Source organism: Nocardioides sediminis (genome assembly GCF_003047295.1).
GTDB classification, from domain to species: Bacteria; Actinomycetota; Actinomycetes; order Propionibacteriales; family Nocardioidaceae; genus Nocardioides; species Nocardioides sediminis.
In genome coordinates this window covers 282,440-296,086 of the sequence record NZ_PZYZ01000003.1, presented here as the reverse complement: position 1 = coordinate 296,086, position 13,647 = coordinate 282,440, and the positions used below count along the sequence as shown (strand labels likewise).

The 13,647-nt window shown below is 74.2% G+C and carries 15 protein-coding genes; 12 read left to right on the top strand and 3 right to left on the bottom strand.

Annotated elements, in window-relative coordinates:
- The first annotated feature begins 61 nt into the window (after positions 1-61).
- The 3 genes from DAI17_RS10305 to DAI17_RS10295 all read left to right on the top strand — a co-directional run bounded on the left by DAI17_RS10305 (position 62) and on the right by DAI17_RS10295 (position 3,427).
- The gene (locus DAI17_RS10305; RefSeq protein ID WP_107772831.1) at positions 62-763 is read left to right on the top strand and encodes a hypothetical protein; all 702 of its coding nucleotides are present in this window, start codon (positions 62-64) and stop codon (positions 761-763) included.
- Between the two features lie 110 nt (positions 764-873).
- Entirely contained in the window at positions 874-2,274 is a 1,401-nt protein-coding gene (locus DAI17_RS10300) for a PepSY-associated TM helix domain-containing protein (protein WP_107772830.1), read from the top strand.
- 55 nt (positions 2,275-2,329) lie between these two features.
- On the top strand, positions 2,330-3,427 hold the full coding sequence (locus DAI17_RS10295; RefSeq protein ID WP_107772829.1) for a threonine aldolase family protein: 1,098 nt from the start codon (positions 2,330-2,332) through the stop codon (positions 3,425-3,427).
- An 82-nt stretch (positions 3,428-3,509) separates the two neighbouring features.
- Here DAI17_RS10295 and DAI17_RS10290 read toward each other — a convergent pair whose 3' ends face one another.
- Both DAI17_RS10290 and DAI17_RS10285 read right to left on the bottom strand, forming a co-directional pair.
- Positions 3,510-3,785 carry an HU family DNA-binding protein gene (locus DAI17_RS10290; RefSeq protein ID WP_107772828.1) on the bottom strand — a complete coding sequence of 92 codons (276 nt, stop codon included), beginning with the start codon at positions 3,783-3,785 and terminating at the stop codon, positions 3,510-3,512.
- A gap of 145 nt (positions 3,786-3,930) precedes the next feature.
- Complete coding sequence (locus tag DAI17_RS10285) at positions 3,931-4,461, bottom strand: DUF6328 family protein (protein ID WP_107772827.1); 531 nt, start codon at positions 4,459-4,461, stop codon at positions 3,931-3,933.
- A gap of 265 nt (positions 4,462-4,726) precedes the next feature.
- Here DAI17_RS10285 and DAI17_RS10280 point away from each other — a divergent pair, with 265 nt between their 5' ends.
- Genes DAI17_RS10280 through ctlX form a run of 3 tightly spaced genes read left to right on the top strand, consistent with a single transcriptional unit; the run spans position 4,727 to position 7,373 of the window.
- Positions 4,727-5,647 (top strand): universal stress protein, encoded by a 921-nt coding sequence (locus DAI17_RS10280; RefSeq protein WP_159081472.1) that lies wholly within the window; start codon positions 4,727-4,729, stop codon positions 5,645-5,647.
- A gap of 10 nt (positions 5,648-5,657) precedes the next feature.
- The gene (locus DAI17_RS10275; protein ID WP_107772825.1) at positions 5,658-6,257 is read left to right on the top strand and encodes a CBS domain-containing protein; all 600 of its coding nucleotides are present in this window, start codon (positions 5,658-5,660) and stop codon (positions 6,255-6,257) included.
- A gap of 39 nt (positions 6,258-6,296) precedes the next feature.
- Positions 6,297-7,373, top strand: coding sequence for a citrulline utilization hydrolase CtlX (gene ctlX, locus DAI17_RS10270; protein WP_107772824.1), 1,077 nt, complete (start codon positions 6,297-6,299; stop codon positions 7,371-7,373).
- Here the strand turns inward: ctlX and DAI17_RS10265 are convergent.
- Positions 7,363-8,094, bottom strand: coding sequence for a GntR family transcriptional regulator (locus DAI17_RS10265; RefSeq protein WP_107772823.1), 732 nt, complete (start codon positions 8,092-8,094; stop codon positions 7,363-7,365). The two genes, ctlX and DAI17_RS10265, sit on opposite strands and share 11 nt — an antisense overlap.
- A 117-nt stretch (positions 8,095-8,211) precedes the next feature.
- Between DAI17_RS10265 and DAI17_RS10260 the strand changes: the two genes are divergently transcribed.
- The 6 genes from DAI17_RS10260 (at position 8,212) to DAI17_RS10235 (ending at position 13,647) form a co-directional block, all read left to right on the top strand.
- Complete coding sequence (locus DAI17_RS10260; RefSeq protein WP_107772822.1) at positions 8,212-9,456, top strand: NRAMP family divalent metal transporter; 1,245 nt, start codon at positions 8,212-8,214, stop codon at positions 9,454-9,456.
- Entirely contained in the window at positions 9,453-10,232 is a 780-nt protein-coding gene (locus DAI17_RS10255) for a LamB/YcsF family protein (protein ID WP_234412430.1), read from the top strand. The genes DAI17_RS10260 and DAI17_RS10255 overlap by 4 nt, the downstream gene beginning before the upstream one ends.
- The gene (locus tag DAI17_RS10250; protein ID WP_107772821.1) at positions 10,229-10,837 is read left to right on the top strand and encodes a 5-oxoprolinase subunit B family protein; all 609 of its coding nucleotides are present in this window, start codon (positions 10,229-10,231) and stop codon (positions 10,835-10,837) included. Before DAI17_RS10255 ends, DAI17_RS10250 begins: the two co-directional genes overlap by 4 nt.
- Positions 10,837-11,745: a 5-oxoprolinase subunit C family protein gene (locus DAI17_RS10245; RefSeq protein WP_107772820.1), complete on the top strand. Its 909-nt coding sequence runs from the start codon at positions 10,837-10,839 to the stop codon at positions 11,743-11,745. The genes DAI17_RS10250 and DAI17_RS10245 overlap by 1 nt, the downstream gene beginning before the upstream one ends.
- Entirely contained in the window at positions 11,738-12,529 is a 792-nt protein-coding gene (locus tag DAI17_RS10240) for a putative hydro-lyase (protein WP_107772819.1), read from the top strand. The genes DAI17_RS10245 and DAI17_RS10240 overlap by 8 nt, the downstream gene beginning before the upstream one ends.
- Before the next feature lie 107 nt (positions 12,530-12,636).
- On the top strand, positions 12,637-13,647 hold the full coding sequence (locus DAI17_RS10235) for a magnesium transporter (protein ID WP_107772818.1): 1,011 nt from the start codon (positions 12,637-12,639) through the stop codon (positions 13,645-13,647).

Genomic DNA, 13,647 nt, shown 5'->3' with positions numbered 1-13,647 from the left:
CGGCGGCGTCTGGCCGCACGGTGACGGACACGTGAACAGCGGCTGATGGGAGGATGGGCGCATGCCCACCCGCCCCGACGCGCTCCTGCTGTGGGGACGCGCCGGGGTGCTGTCGGGCTTCACCTTCCTCGTCGGGGCCCTCGGCCACGTGACCGGCGGCGGCCTCCTGCCGGGCCTGCCGGGGCTGGTCCTCCTCCTGGCGGTGGGCACGGCGCTGGCCGCCACCTTCCTCACCCGGCCGGCCTCCGCGCGCCTGCTCGTCTCCCTCGTGGTCGGGGGGCAGGTGCTCGTGCACGGCGCGCTGAGCCTCACCGCCGGTCACGCCGGCGGACACCACACGGCTCCGGCGCCGGCGCCGGACGCGGCTCCGGCCCCGCTGCCGGGAGCGCTGCCGACCTCCAACGGCGGACGGATCGGCTCCCTGCAGGACCACTACGAGGCCACGGTGGGCGTCCCGGCCGCGACGGGGCTCACCGTCCCGGACCCGGCGGCCCTGCTCGAGCACGCCCCCATGTTCCTCGCGCACGCCGCCGCCGGCGTCCTGGTCGGCCTCTGGCTGGCCGCGGGCGAGCGGGCCGTCTGGACGCTCCTCGCCCTGGCCGTGCGGACCGTCCTGGCGCCGCTGGTCGTCCTCCTCCCGCCGACCCCGACTCGTCGTCCGCGTCCGGCGGTCGTGCACCGCCACCCGCTGCACCGCAGCCCCCTCGACCGCGTCGCCCGCAGCGTCGTACGTCGTGGTCCGCCGGCCCTCCTCGCCGCCTGACCCGACCCGCTTGACACCGCCTCCCCGCCGCACGCCCGACGTGCGGCGGGTCGAGGCGTCGTACCCGCTCGAGGAGACCCGTGACCACCGCACCACCCCGTCCTGCCCGCATGCCTTCGGAGACGCGCCGGCGACCCGGCCCCTCCGGCTTGTTCCGTGCCCTCTGGCGCTGGCACTTCTACGCCAGCTTCCTCGTCGTCCCGGTCCTGCTGGTGCTGGCCGTGACCGGGCTGATCTACCTGTTCCGCTTCCAGCTCGAGCCGCTGCTGCACCCGGACCTGATGAAGGTCTCGGCGCCGAGCGACACGGCCATTGAGCAGCCCTACGCCAACCAGCTGGCGGCCGTGGAGCGCGCCCACCCCGACGCCACGGTGGTGTCGATGGCCGAGCCGCGGGAGGACGGCCGAAGCACCGTCTTCTCGATCACCACCGAGGACGGCGCGGCGCGCGACGTCTTCGTCAACCCCTACGGCGCGGAGGTGCTCGGCTCCCTCGACCCCGACCGCACCGTGTCGGGGATGGCGGTGCTCCTGCATGGCGAGCTGATGAGCGGGCGGCCCGGCGACCTCGTCATCGAGCTGGGCGCCTGCTGGGCGATCGTGATGGCGCTGACCGGCTACTACCTCTTCGTCCGCGGCCGGAAGGCACGCCGGCGCAGGCTGGCCAAGGGCGCCCCGGGAGCGCGGCTGCGGTCCCGGCACGGCGTGGTCGGCGCGTTCGTCGGCGTCGGCCTGCTCCTCCTCCTCGGGTCGGGTCTGCCCTGGACCGGGGTGTGGGGTGAGCGGGTCCAGCAGCTCGCCACGGCCCAGGGCTCGTCGCTGTGGAGCGAGGACCACGGCGCGCTGTCCGACCCGACGTCGTCGCTGGACGAGTCGCTGCCGCACAGCCACTCCGTCGAGGTGCCGTGGGGGATGGGGGAGTCGGAGGTGCCGCGGTCCACGCCCGGCGACCACGACGACGGCGAGCGCAGCGTGGCCAACCTCGACACGGCCCTGCTCGTCGCCGACGAGGCCGGCCTGCGGCGCCCGATGACCGTCGCGCTGCCGAGCGGCGACGACGGGGTCTTCTCGGTGATCGGCTACGCCTTCGACGCGCCCTCCGACGAGCGCACGGTCCACGTCGACCGCTACGGCGGTGAGGTCGTCTCGACGTACGGGTTCGAGGACTACCCGGTGCTCGCGCAGGTGGTCTCCCACGGGATCGGGCTGCACGAGGGTCGCTCGTTCGGCGCCTGGTCGATGGTCGGGACGACGCTCATGTGCCTGGCGATCATCGCCTCCTGCGTGACGGGTCCGCTGATGTGGTGGCGCCGGCGTCCGACACGGTCCGGCTCGGTGGGGGCGCCGCGCGGGCGGATGCCGCTGCGGACCACACCACTGCTCGTGGTGGCCCTGGTCGCGCTCGGGGTGTTCCTGCCGCTCTTCGGGCTCTCGGTGCTGGCGATCCTGGCCCTGGACCAGCTGGTGGTGCGCCGGGTGCCCGCGCTGGCGGGCTGGTTCGACGCGGCCTGACCCGCGCGTCGAATCCGTTTGCGGGCGGCGGCGCGGACCGGCGAGGGTGACGCCCATGACCGACGAGAACACCTTCGCCGACCGGTTCCGCGCCGCCTTCCGCTCGTGCGAGCGAACCGTCTTCTGGCGGATGACCACCCCGGCGGACGACCTCGCCCGGCTCGCGAAGGGCTGCGAGGAGCTGGGCGTCGACGACTGGGACCGCTACGGCTCGCGCGGCGCGGTGACCATGCTGGAGACCCAGGTCGCCGACCTGCTCGGCAAGCCGGCGGCCCTCTTCGTGCCCAGCGGCACGATGGCGCAGCAGGCGGTGCTGCGCATCTGGTGCGACCGGACGGGTAGCCGGCGCGTCGCGCTCCCCGAGCTCTCGCACCTCGTCCACCACGAGGAGGACGGGCCCCGGCGCCTGCACGGCCTGGAGTGGGAGTTCCTGACCACCGGGCGGCGCACGCCGGTCGCCGCCGACCTCGAGGCGCTCCCCGGCGTGCTGGGGGCGGCGCTGACCGAGCTGCCGCTGCGCGACGCCGGCTGCCTGCTGCCGTCGTGGGAGGACCTTGTCGGGCTGTCGACCACGGCGCGGGAGGGCGGCGTACCTCTCCACCTCGACGGGGCGCGGCTGTGGGAGTCGCAGCCGTTCTACGACCGTCCGCACGCCGAGATCGCGGCGCTCTTCGACAGCGTCTACGTGTCGTTCTACAAGGGGCTGGGCGCGCAGGCCGGTGCGTGCGTCGCTGCCGACGAGGACGTCGTCGACGAGCTGCGGACGTGGCGCGCGCGGATGGGCGGCACGCTCTTCGGCATGACTAGCTATGCCGTCGGTGGCCTGCTCGGCCTGCGCGACGAGCTGCCGCGGATGGGGGAGTACGCCGCGTGGGCGCGGTCGCTGGCGGCGGCCCTGCCCGCGCACGGCATCCGGGTCCACCCGGCGGAGCCGGGCACCTGCACGTTCGAGGTCTATGCCGACGGGGACGCCGACGCGGTCAACGAGCGGCTGCTGGCCTTCATGGAGGCCGAGCGCCTGCAGCTGTGCGGGCCCTTCCGCCAGACCGACGACCCGGGGACGGTCGTCACCGAGCTGACGGCCTACGCCGCGGCGACCGAGCACGACCCGGAGGTCGTCGCGGGCTGGCTGGCGTGCGTGGTGCACGGCTGAGCGGCCCCGCGGCCGAAATGGCCGCTGGGACCTGAGTCACCGGGTGACTCAGGTCCCAGCGGTGGGAACCGGGTGGGTTCGATCAGCCGTTGACGGCCGACTTGAACGCGGCGCCGGCCTTGAACGCGGGGGCCTTGCTGGCCGCGATCTCCATGGTCTCGCCGGTCTGCGGATTGCGGCCGGTGCGGGCCGAACGCTCGCGCGACTCGAACGTGCCGAAGCCGGGAAGGGTGACCTTCTCGCCCTTGGCCACGGTCGAGGTGATCGAGGTGATCACGGCCTCGAGGGCCTTGTCGGCCTGCGCGTTGGTCAGGTCGGCGTGCTGGGCGATGGCGTCGCGAAGCTCGGTCTTGTTCACGTGGTGACTCCTTGTTTCGATGCTTGGGATTCCGCCCCACCCAACAGGATCCAGGGGTTGATCCCCAAACCTGGGCGAGGCGCTCGGTGAGCAACGCTATAGGCACACCCCGTCCCGGCGCGGCACCGATACCCGCAACCGCGCGTCACGGTGTCGCTCCGGACGCCCCGCGACGGCGGCCGCTGGCTCTCGCCACGACGCTCGGCAGGACCACCAGGAGGAGCAGCGCGACACCGAGCAGCACCCCGCCGGCCACCCATCCGGCCGTCCTGCCGACCACCACGTCGAAGACCAGCGTGGCGACCCCGACGATGAGGAGGGCGACCGCGCCCAGCACCACCTGTGACATCGGGTGTGCCGTGGCCACCAGCCACTGCTTGACCCCCTCGCCGAACAGCCGCCGGTGCACCGCGATCGGCACCAGCATCATCAGCGTGGTCAGGCTGGCCAGCACCAGCACGGCCAGGTAGAGACGACGCTGGTGGTCGTCGAGCTCGGCGAACCCGCTCTGGAAGGGCAGCGTCACCAGGAACCCGGCGAGCAGCTGCACACCGGTCTGCATCACCCGCAGCTCCTGGAGGAGATCGTTCCAGTTGCGGTCCAGCCTCTCGTCCGCCGTCTCGTGGCGGCGGCTCCCGGGTCCGTCGTCGGGCCGGTCCTCGTGCGTGCGTCCCACCTGCTGACGGTACCCACCCGCGGGCCGCCCGATGCCGGCGAGGGCGCCTCGACGTGGTTCCGCGGGCGGCCCCGGTGAGCAGGAGGGCAAGCCGGCCGGCACCGTCCACCTCGCTCTCGGTGCGCGAGGTCGCCGGGGGCCCTGGCGGGCTGACCGGGACCCGGGTGACGTCCGTCGTCGGTCCCGGGTCCTTCGGCCCTCCCGCCCGGTCCGCGGCCGCGGCACCGTGGGGGCAGGACCCACCCGCGAGACCCAGGAGGCCCCCATGTCCGAGCACACCGTCCCGCCCGTCCTGGTCGCGGTCGGTCACGACCAGAGCGACGCGGCGCTCGAGTACGCCGCGCGGACGGCCGTGCGGGAGGGCTGCGGGTTGCACCTGCTCCACGTGCTGCACCGCGTGTCCCAGGGTGCGGAGACGGCGCTCGTCGACATCGTCGACCTCGAGCACACCGCCAGGAGCACCCTGGCCGCGGCCGAGGAGCGCGCCCACGACCTCGTGCCCGACGACGTGACCGTCACGACCCAGCTCGTGTGGGGAGGGCCCGTCCACTCGATCGTCACGGCCTCGAAGGATGCCCGGATGGTCGTCCTCCAGCGGCGCCCGCTCTCGCGGATGATGCGCGTGGTGACCCGGTCGACCTCGAGCGGCGTCGCGGCCCACGCCCACGTGCCGGTGGTGTCGGTGCCGGCTGCCTGGACCTCCACCTCGGGGGAGGACGGCCCGATCGTGACCGTCGGCGTCGACGTGCCCGAGCGGGCCGAGAACGTGCTCCGCGCGGCCGTGCACGAGGCGCGCGGCCGGGGCGCCACCCTGCGGGTGCTCCACACCTGGTCGTTCCCCGGCGCCTACGACGACATCATCGTGTCGCGCGTCGAGCACGACGAGTGGGCCGAGCGGGCCACCAAGGACATCCACGAGGCACTGGCCAAGCTGGGGGAGGAGGCGTCCGGGCTCACCGTCGAGGTCGAGGCACGGCACGCCCACCCGGGCGACGCCCTGATCAAGGCCGCCCGTCGGTCCGACCTCCTCGTCATCGGGCGGCACGACCCCCTGGTGCCCGCCGGGTCGCACCTCGGCCCGGTGGCGCGGGCGGTGCTGCGCGAGGCCACCTGCCCGGTCCTGCTCGCCGACCCGCGGCCCCGGCACCACTGGGGCACCCGCCACGAGCGCGCCGACGTCGTCTGAGGGGGCCGACGTGCTGGTGCGCGAGGTGATGAGCAGCCCGGCCGTGACCGTGCAGGACACGGCGACGGTGAAGCAGGCCGTCGCCCTGCTCGAGCGCCACGACGTCTCGGCCATGCCGGTGGTCGATCGCGACGGTCGGCTCGTGGGCGTGGTCAGCGAGGCGGACGTGATCCGCGACATGGTGGCCCCCGACGACCGCGCCCACGAGATCCCCGTCCGGCTGACGGCCACGCCCTTCGGCGTGCAGGTCCGAGACGTGATGTCCACCCACCCGATGACGGTGGACGGGAGCACCGACCTGGCCGTGGCGACCGAGCTGATGACCAGCTCGGCGGTCAAGAGCCTGCCCGTGGTCGAGCACGGACGGGTGGTCGGCGTCGTCAGCCGACGCGACGTCATCCGGGTGCTGGCGCGCTCCGACGAGACCATCGAGGCCGAGATCGACGAGCTCTTCCGCCAGGCGGGTCGGGACTGGCTGGTCGAGGTGGGCGAGGGGATCGCGATGATCGACGGTCCGGCCGGCGAGGCCGAGCGGGGCGTGGCCCGGGCCCTGGCCCGCAGCGTGCCCGGCGTGGTCGACATCCGCTTCGCCGTCGGCCGCTCCGCCTGACCCCGCGATCCTCCCCGTCATGGTCTAGATTGCGCTCCCGTGAGTGCCCAGGCCCCGTCCGCAGTGATCCTCGTCCGCGCCCAGCGGTTCACCCCCAACCCGGCGACCGCGGCCGACAACGCCTTCCAGGCCGACGCCCCCGCCGGGCAGTCCGACGACGACACGTCGGCCAGGGCCCTGGCCGAGATGGACGCCCTCGCCGAGGCCCTGCGGGCGGCCGGCGTCCGGGTGCACGTGTTCGACGACGAGGACCACACCCGTCCGGACAGCGTGTTCCCCAACAACTGGCTCTCCACCCACGCCGGCGGCATGGTGGCCGTCTACCCGATGTACGCCTCCAACCGCCGCCACGAACGTCGGGCCGACGTGCTGGAGATGCTCAAGTCGTCGTACCGGGTCCAGACGATCGTCGACTACTCCGGCCTCGAGCCCGACGGCATCTTCCTCGAGGGCACCGGGGCGATGGTGCTCGACCACATGTCGCGCGTCGCCTACACGGCGCGCAGCCACCGCGCCGACACCCACGTGCTGGAGCGCTTCTGCGCCGACTTCAACTACGAGCCGATGGCCTTCGACGCCGTGGACTCCGACGGGGTGCCCGTCTACCACACCAACGTCATCGCCTGCATCGGCACCGACGTCGCCCTCATCGCCCTGGAGATGATCCCCGACGCCGACCGTCGCGCGCAGGTCCGCGAGCGGCTCACGGTCAACGGCCGCACGGTCGTCGAGCTCACCGAGGCGCAGGTCCACGAGTTCGCCGGCAACGCCGTCGAGCTCTGCGGCCGTACGCCGGAGGGCCGCCGTCGCTACGTCATGGCCATGTCCGCCCGGGCGCACCGCAGCCTGCGGCCCGACCAGGTCGCGGCGATCGAGGAATCCTGCGAGATCGTGTCGGTCGACATCCCGACCATCGAGCTGGCGGGCGGGTCGGTGCGCTGCATGATCGCCGGCGTCCACCTCGACCGTCGCCCGGCCGCCGAGCCCGAGCTGACCGAGGCCGTCGAGGCGATCAACGAGGACGCCCCGGAGACCCTGGACGGCAGCGACATCATCCTGGCCGACGAGGCCGGGACGGCGGACGCCGCGCACGCCTCGGCCGGGGCTACGCGCTGACCTGACCGGCGGCCGAGTAGGCCTCGACCAGCTGGGCCTCGGCGGCGTCGAGGTAGTCCGCGATGGCCTTCTCGGCGCCCTCGAAGTCCTCGGCGAGCAGCAGCTCGAGGATGGCGCGGTTGTCCGCCAGGTAGCTCTCGTGGAAGGCCTGCGGCGCCGCCATGACGTGGAACACCAGTCGCAGCTCGGCGAGCAGGTGGCCCATCGCCTCGTCGACCCGGGGGCTCTGCGCCAGCGCCGACACCGCCTGGTGGAAGTGCATGTTGGCGGTGCCCACGTCGAGCCACCGGCCGCGCTCGGCGGCCGCCTCGCCCTCCTCGACCGCGGCGCGGACGGCGTCGAGCAGCGCGGGCCAGCGCTCGGCGGTCGCGGTGCCGGCATGGCGCTCGGCCCCGCGGCGTACGGCTCCGCACTCCAGGATGCGGCGCAGCTCGTAGAGGTCGCGGACGTCCTCGACGGTGAGCTTGCGGACGAAGACCCCGCGGTTGAACTCGTGCACCAGCAACCGCTCGTGGCCGAGCAGCCGGAACGCCTCGCGCAGGGTGTTGCGCGAGACCCCGAGCGCGGCCCCGATGTCCTCCTCGGAGAGGCGGGTGCCGGGGGCGAGGCTGCCCTCGGTGATGCGGGTCCGCAGCACGTCGGCCACCCGGCCGGCGGTGCTGGCGCGACCCAGCCGGGGGGCCTCGGCCCGGAGCTCGCTGAGCCAGTCGCTCTTCGTCACACCAGTCACAGTATCCGACCGGGGTATTGACGGATTGTTCAACAATCCCTCACTCTGGTGTGACGGGGACCACCCCGGAGGCGACCGGCCCCGGGGAACCGACCAGATGGGCGCGACATGAGCAACGACGCGAGCGGCACCAGCAGAACGGCGCAGGCACCCGGCACCTCACCACGATCCGGAGCGGCCCGCGGGGCGCTGCTCGGCGCCATGTTCCTCATGGCGACCAGCGCCATCGGCCCCGGCTTCATCACCCAGACCACCGTCTTCACCGCCGAGCTCGGAGCGGCCTTCGCCTTCGCGATCCTGGTGTCGATCCTCGTCGACATCGCCGTCCAGCTGAACGTGTGGCGGGTCGTCGGCGTCAGCGGGATGCGGGCCCAGGAGCTGGCCAACACGGTGCTCCCGGGCGCCGGCTACCTGCTGTCGGCGCTGGTGGTGATGGGCGGTCTCGTCTTCAACATCGGCAACATCGGCGGCACCGCCCTCGGCGCCAACGCCATGCTCGGGCTCGACGTCAAGATCGGCGGCGCCGTCTCGGCGGCGATCGCGATCGGCATCTTCCTCAGCAAGCGGGCCGGGATCGCTATGGACCGCATCGTCGTCGTGCTCGGCGCGCTGATGATCGGCATGGTGCTCTACGCCGCCATCGCCTCGGGTCCGCCCGTGGGGGACGCGCTGCGCCAGACCGTGCTGCCCGACGAGGTCGACTTCCTCATCATCACCACCCTGATCGGTGGCACCGTCGGCGGTTACATCACCTACGCCGGCGCCCACCGCCTCGTCGACTCCGGCATCACCGGCAGCCGGCACGTCCGGGAGATCACCCGAGGGTCGGTCACCGGCATCCTGGTGACCGGCGTGATGCGGGCCCTGCTGTTCCTCGCCGTGCTCGGCGTGGTCGCCGGCGGTGTGACCCTGGCGGCGGACAACCCGCCGGCCTCCGCCTTCCAGGCCGCGCTGGGCGAGGTCGGCGTGCGGGTCTTCGGCATCATCCTGTGGGCCGCGAGCATCACCTCGGTGATCGGCGCGTCCTACACCTCGGTCTCGTTCCTCGCCGGCTTCTCCCAGCGGCTCGAGGCGCGCCGCAACCTCGTCACGGTCGCCTTCATCGTCTTCTCGACCGCGATCTACCTCGCGCTGGGCAAGGCGCCCGTCACGTTGCTGGTCCTCGCCGGGGCGCTCAACGGCCTGATCCTGCCCGTCGGCTTCGCGGTCATCCTGTGGGTCGCCGCACGCCGCAGCGACCTGCTCGGCGGCTACCGCTACCCGCGGGCGCTCCTCGCGATCGGCGTCGTGGTGTGGGTCCTCACGGTCTACCTCGGTTGGCAGTCCCTCGGCGGCATCGCGGAGCTGTGGTGACGACCCCCCGGATCGACCTCAACGCCGACCTCGGCGAGGGCTTCGGCGCCTGGACGCTGGGCGACGACGACGCGCTGCTCGAGCTGATCACCAGCGCCAACGTGGCCTGCGGCTTCCACGCCGGCGACCCGACCGTGCTGCGCCGCACCTGCGAGCGCGCCGCGGAGCGCGGCGTCGTGATCGGGGCCCAGGTGGGCTACCGCGACCTCGCCGGCTTCGGCCGTCGCTTCCTCGACGTCGACCCGCACGAGCTGACCAACGACGTGCTCTACCAGCTCGGGGCGCTCGAGGCCTTTGCGCGGGTGGCCGGCACCCGGGTCCGCTACGTCAAGCCGCACGGGGCGCTCTACAACGCGATCGTGCACCACCGGGACCAGGCCGAGGCCGTCGCGGAGGCCGTACGGCGCTACGACCCGACCCTGCCCGTCCTCGGACTGCCGGGCTCGGTGTGGCTGGAGGCGGCCGAGGCCGTCGGCCTCACCCCGGTGCCCGAGGCGTTCGCCGACCGGGCCTACACGCCGGAGGGGACGCTGGTGTCGCGGCGCGAGCCCGGTGCCGTGCTGCACGACCCGGACCACGTCGCCGAGCGCAGCGTCCGGATGGCGACTCACGAGGAGGTGGTCGCCCACGACGGCTCGGTCGTGCAGGTGCGGGCGGCCTCCGTCTGCGTGCACGGTGACAGCGACGGCGCCGTGGCCCTGGCGGCCGCCGTACGACGCGGTCTCGAGGAGGCCGGCGTGCACGTGGCCCCCTTCGTCGGGGAGGACGCCGGATGAGGCTCCTCCCGTGCGGCGACACCGGGCTCCTCGTCGAGCTCGGTGACCTCGACGACGTGCTGGCGCTCTACGCCGAGCTGGTCGACGCACCGCCCGACGGCGTGGTCGACCTGGTGCCGGCCGCCCGCACCCTGATGCTGCGGATCGACCCGACCCGCACCGACCCCGACCGGGTCGGTCGCGCCGTGCGCGCCGTCGAGGCGCAGCCCGGCAACCGCCCCGACGCCGGCGACCTCGAGGTGCCGGTCACCTACGACGGCGAGGACCTGGCCGAGGTCGGCCGGCTCACCGGGCTGGGGGAGCGCGGGGTCGTGGAGGCGCACACCGCGCAGGAGTGGACGGTCGCGTTCTGCGGCTTCGCCCCCGGCTTCGGCTACCTCGTCGGCACCGACGAGCGGCTGACCGTCCCCCGGCGCAGCGTGCCGCGCACCCGGGTGCCGGCGCGGTCCGTCGCCCTGGCCGGCGAGTTCACCGGCGTCTATCCCCGCGAGTCGCCCGGCGGCTGGCAGCTCATCGGGCACACCACCGTCCAGCCCTGGGACCTCCACCGCGACCCGCCGGCCCTGCTGGTGCCCGGCGTGCGCGTCAGGTTCGTGGAGGCGTGATGCTGCTCGGCAGGACGGCGTCGGAGCCGCCGTGGCTGGAGGTCCTCAGCCCCGGCCCGCTGGCGACCGTGCAGGACCTCGGCCGGCCCGGGCTCGGCGCCCTGGGGGTCGGCCACTCGGGCGCGGCGGACGCGCCCGCCCTACGGCTGGCCAACCGGCTGCTCGGCAACCCGGAGTCGGCGGCCGCCCTCGAGGTGACCTTCGGCGGCCTGGAGGTCCGGGCCCACGGCAGCATGTGCGTCACCCTCACGGGGGCGCCCTGCACGGTCACCGTCGACGGCCGCCACGCGGGGGCCTATGGCGTCGTCTGGCTGCCGGACGGGGCGACCCTGAGGCTCGGGACGCCCGACACGGGGCTGCGCAGCTACCTCGGGGTCCGCGGCGGCATCCAGGTCGAGCCCCGGCTGGGCTCCCGGGCCGCCGACACGCTCGCCGCGCTGGGACCCGACCCGCTGGTGCCCGGTGACCGGCTGCCCGTAGGCCCCGCCTGCGGCGCGTTGCCCGGGGTCGACCTGGCGCCGGTTCGCCCGCCCGAGGGCGGGGACGTGACGCTGCGGGTCGTCGACGGCCCGCGCGCCGACTGGTTCACCGACGCCGCGCGCGAGGCGCTGGTCGCCGAGCCCTACGAGGTCACGTCCGAGAGCAACCGCGTCGGCATGCGGCTGGCCGGGACGGCGCTCGAGCGCACGCACGACCGGGAGCTGCCGAGCGAGGGCATGGTCTGCGGCGCCCTCCAGGTGCCCCCGTCCGGGCAGCCCACGCTCTTCCTCGCCGACCACCCCGTCACCGGCGGCTATCCCGTGATCGCCGTGGTCGTCGCCACCGACCTGCCGCGGGCGGCCCAGGTCCGGCCCGGCCAGCGCGTCACCTTCACCCGAGTGTCCACCCGAGGAGCCACCGATGACTGAGACCGCAACCCCCGCCGCACTCGCTCCCGACGAGGCACGGGCCCGCTTCCGCGCCGGCCTGCGCGTGCCCACGTCGGGCTGGTGCGCCGGCTGGACCCAGGCCAACCTGCTGGCCGTGCCGCGTGCGCTGGCCTACGACTTCCTGCTCTTCGCCCAGCGCAACCCCGCCGCCTGCCCGGTCCTCGACGTCACCGAGCCGGGGGCGGCGGGCAGCCCACGGTTCGCCGGCGACCTGCGCACCGACCTCCCGGCGTACCGGGTCTACGAGCACGGCGAGCTCGTCGCCGAGGTCGACGACGTGACCGACCGCTGGCGCGAGGACATGGTCGCGTTCCTCATCGGTTGCAGCTTCACCTTCGAGGACGCCCTGCTGGAGGCCGGCGTGCCGGTGCGCCACATCGAGCAGGGGAGCAACGTGCCGATGTACCGCACCGGCATCGACTGCCGCCCCGCCGGCGAGCTGTCCGGGCCGCTCGTCGTGTCCATGCGCCCGATGGCGGCCTCGCAGGTCGCCACCGCCGTCCGGGTGACCTCGCGCTACCCCGCCGTCCACGGTGCCCCCGTGCACGTGGGATCGCCCGCCGAGCTCGGCATCACCGACCTCGACGCCCCCGACTTCGGGGACCCCGTCGAGGTCCGCCCGGGGGAGGTGCCCGTCTTCTGGGCGTGCGGGGTCACGCCGCAGGCGGCGGTCATGCAGTCCCGCCCCGAGCTGGCGATCGGCCACGCCCCGGGGCACATGGCGATCACCGACATCCGCGAGAGCGAGCACGTCGTCCCCTGACGCCGGGCCGCGGGTCCGACGGAGCCCGCGCCGGGGCCGTTGGTCCCTAGGAGGTGGGGTCTCCACGCGAGATCGTGGAGTCCCCACCGACGCCGAGAGGGTGCCCCGTGACGACCGCCCACGCATCCCAGCCGCCGCCCTCCGCACCGCCCCGCCTGCCGGGGCCGGTCGACCAGTACGTCTCCCTGCGCATCCCCGTCTGCGGTCCCACCGACACCGCCGAGGACGTGCTGGCGCTGCTGAGGGCCACCCCGCACGACTCGGTCGCCGACGTCGCGGTCTGCACCCAGCGTCGTACGCCGTCCGAGCTGCTCGGCCTGGTGCCGCTCGGCGTCCTGCTGGCCGCGCCCACCGGGACGCGGGCCGTGGAGCTGGTGGACGCCGACCCGCCGGTCGTCGCGCTGGGCCACGACAGCGAGCAGGCGGCGTGGAAGGCCGTCCGGCACGGGGAGTCCAGCCTGGCCGTCGTCGACCAGGACGGGTCCTTCCACGGGCTGGTGCCCTCGTCGCGGCTGCTCGGCCTCCTGCTGCGCGCCCACGACGAGGACTTCGCCCGGCTCGGCGGCTACCTCGCCTCGTCGAGCGCCGCGCGGGTGGCCATGGAGGAGCCGGTGGCGCGCCGGCTGTGGCACCGGCTGCCGTGGCTGGTCCTCGGGCTGGCCGGGGCGGCGTTGTCGGCCTGGGTGGTGGGGCTCTTCGAGGGCCGGCTCACCGCCGACGTGCAGCTGGCGTTCTTCATCCCCGGTGTCATCTACCTCGCCGACGCCGTCGGCACGCAGACGGAGGCGCTGGTGGTCCGGGGGCTCTCGGTCGGCACCTCCCTGCGGACCTCGCTGCGGCTCGAGGCGCTCACCGGGCCGATGCTCGGGCTGCTCCTGGCGGCGGTCGGCTGGCCGGCCATCTGGCTGGCGCTCGGCGACGCGGCCATCGCCACCACCGTCTCGATCGCGCTGGTCGCGGCGTGCAGCACCGCCACCGTGGTGGCCGCCGTGCTGCCGGTGCTGATGGCGCGTGCCGGTCGCGACCCGGCGTTCGGGAGCGGGCCGCTGGCCACCGTCATCCAGGACCTGCTCTCGCTGGTCATCTACCTGGTCGCCGCCGTCGCGGTCATGGGGTGA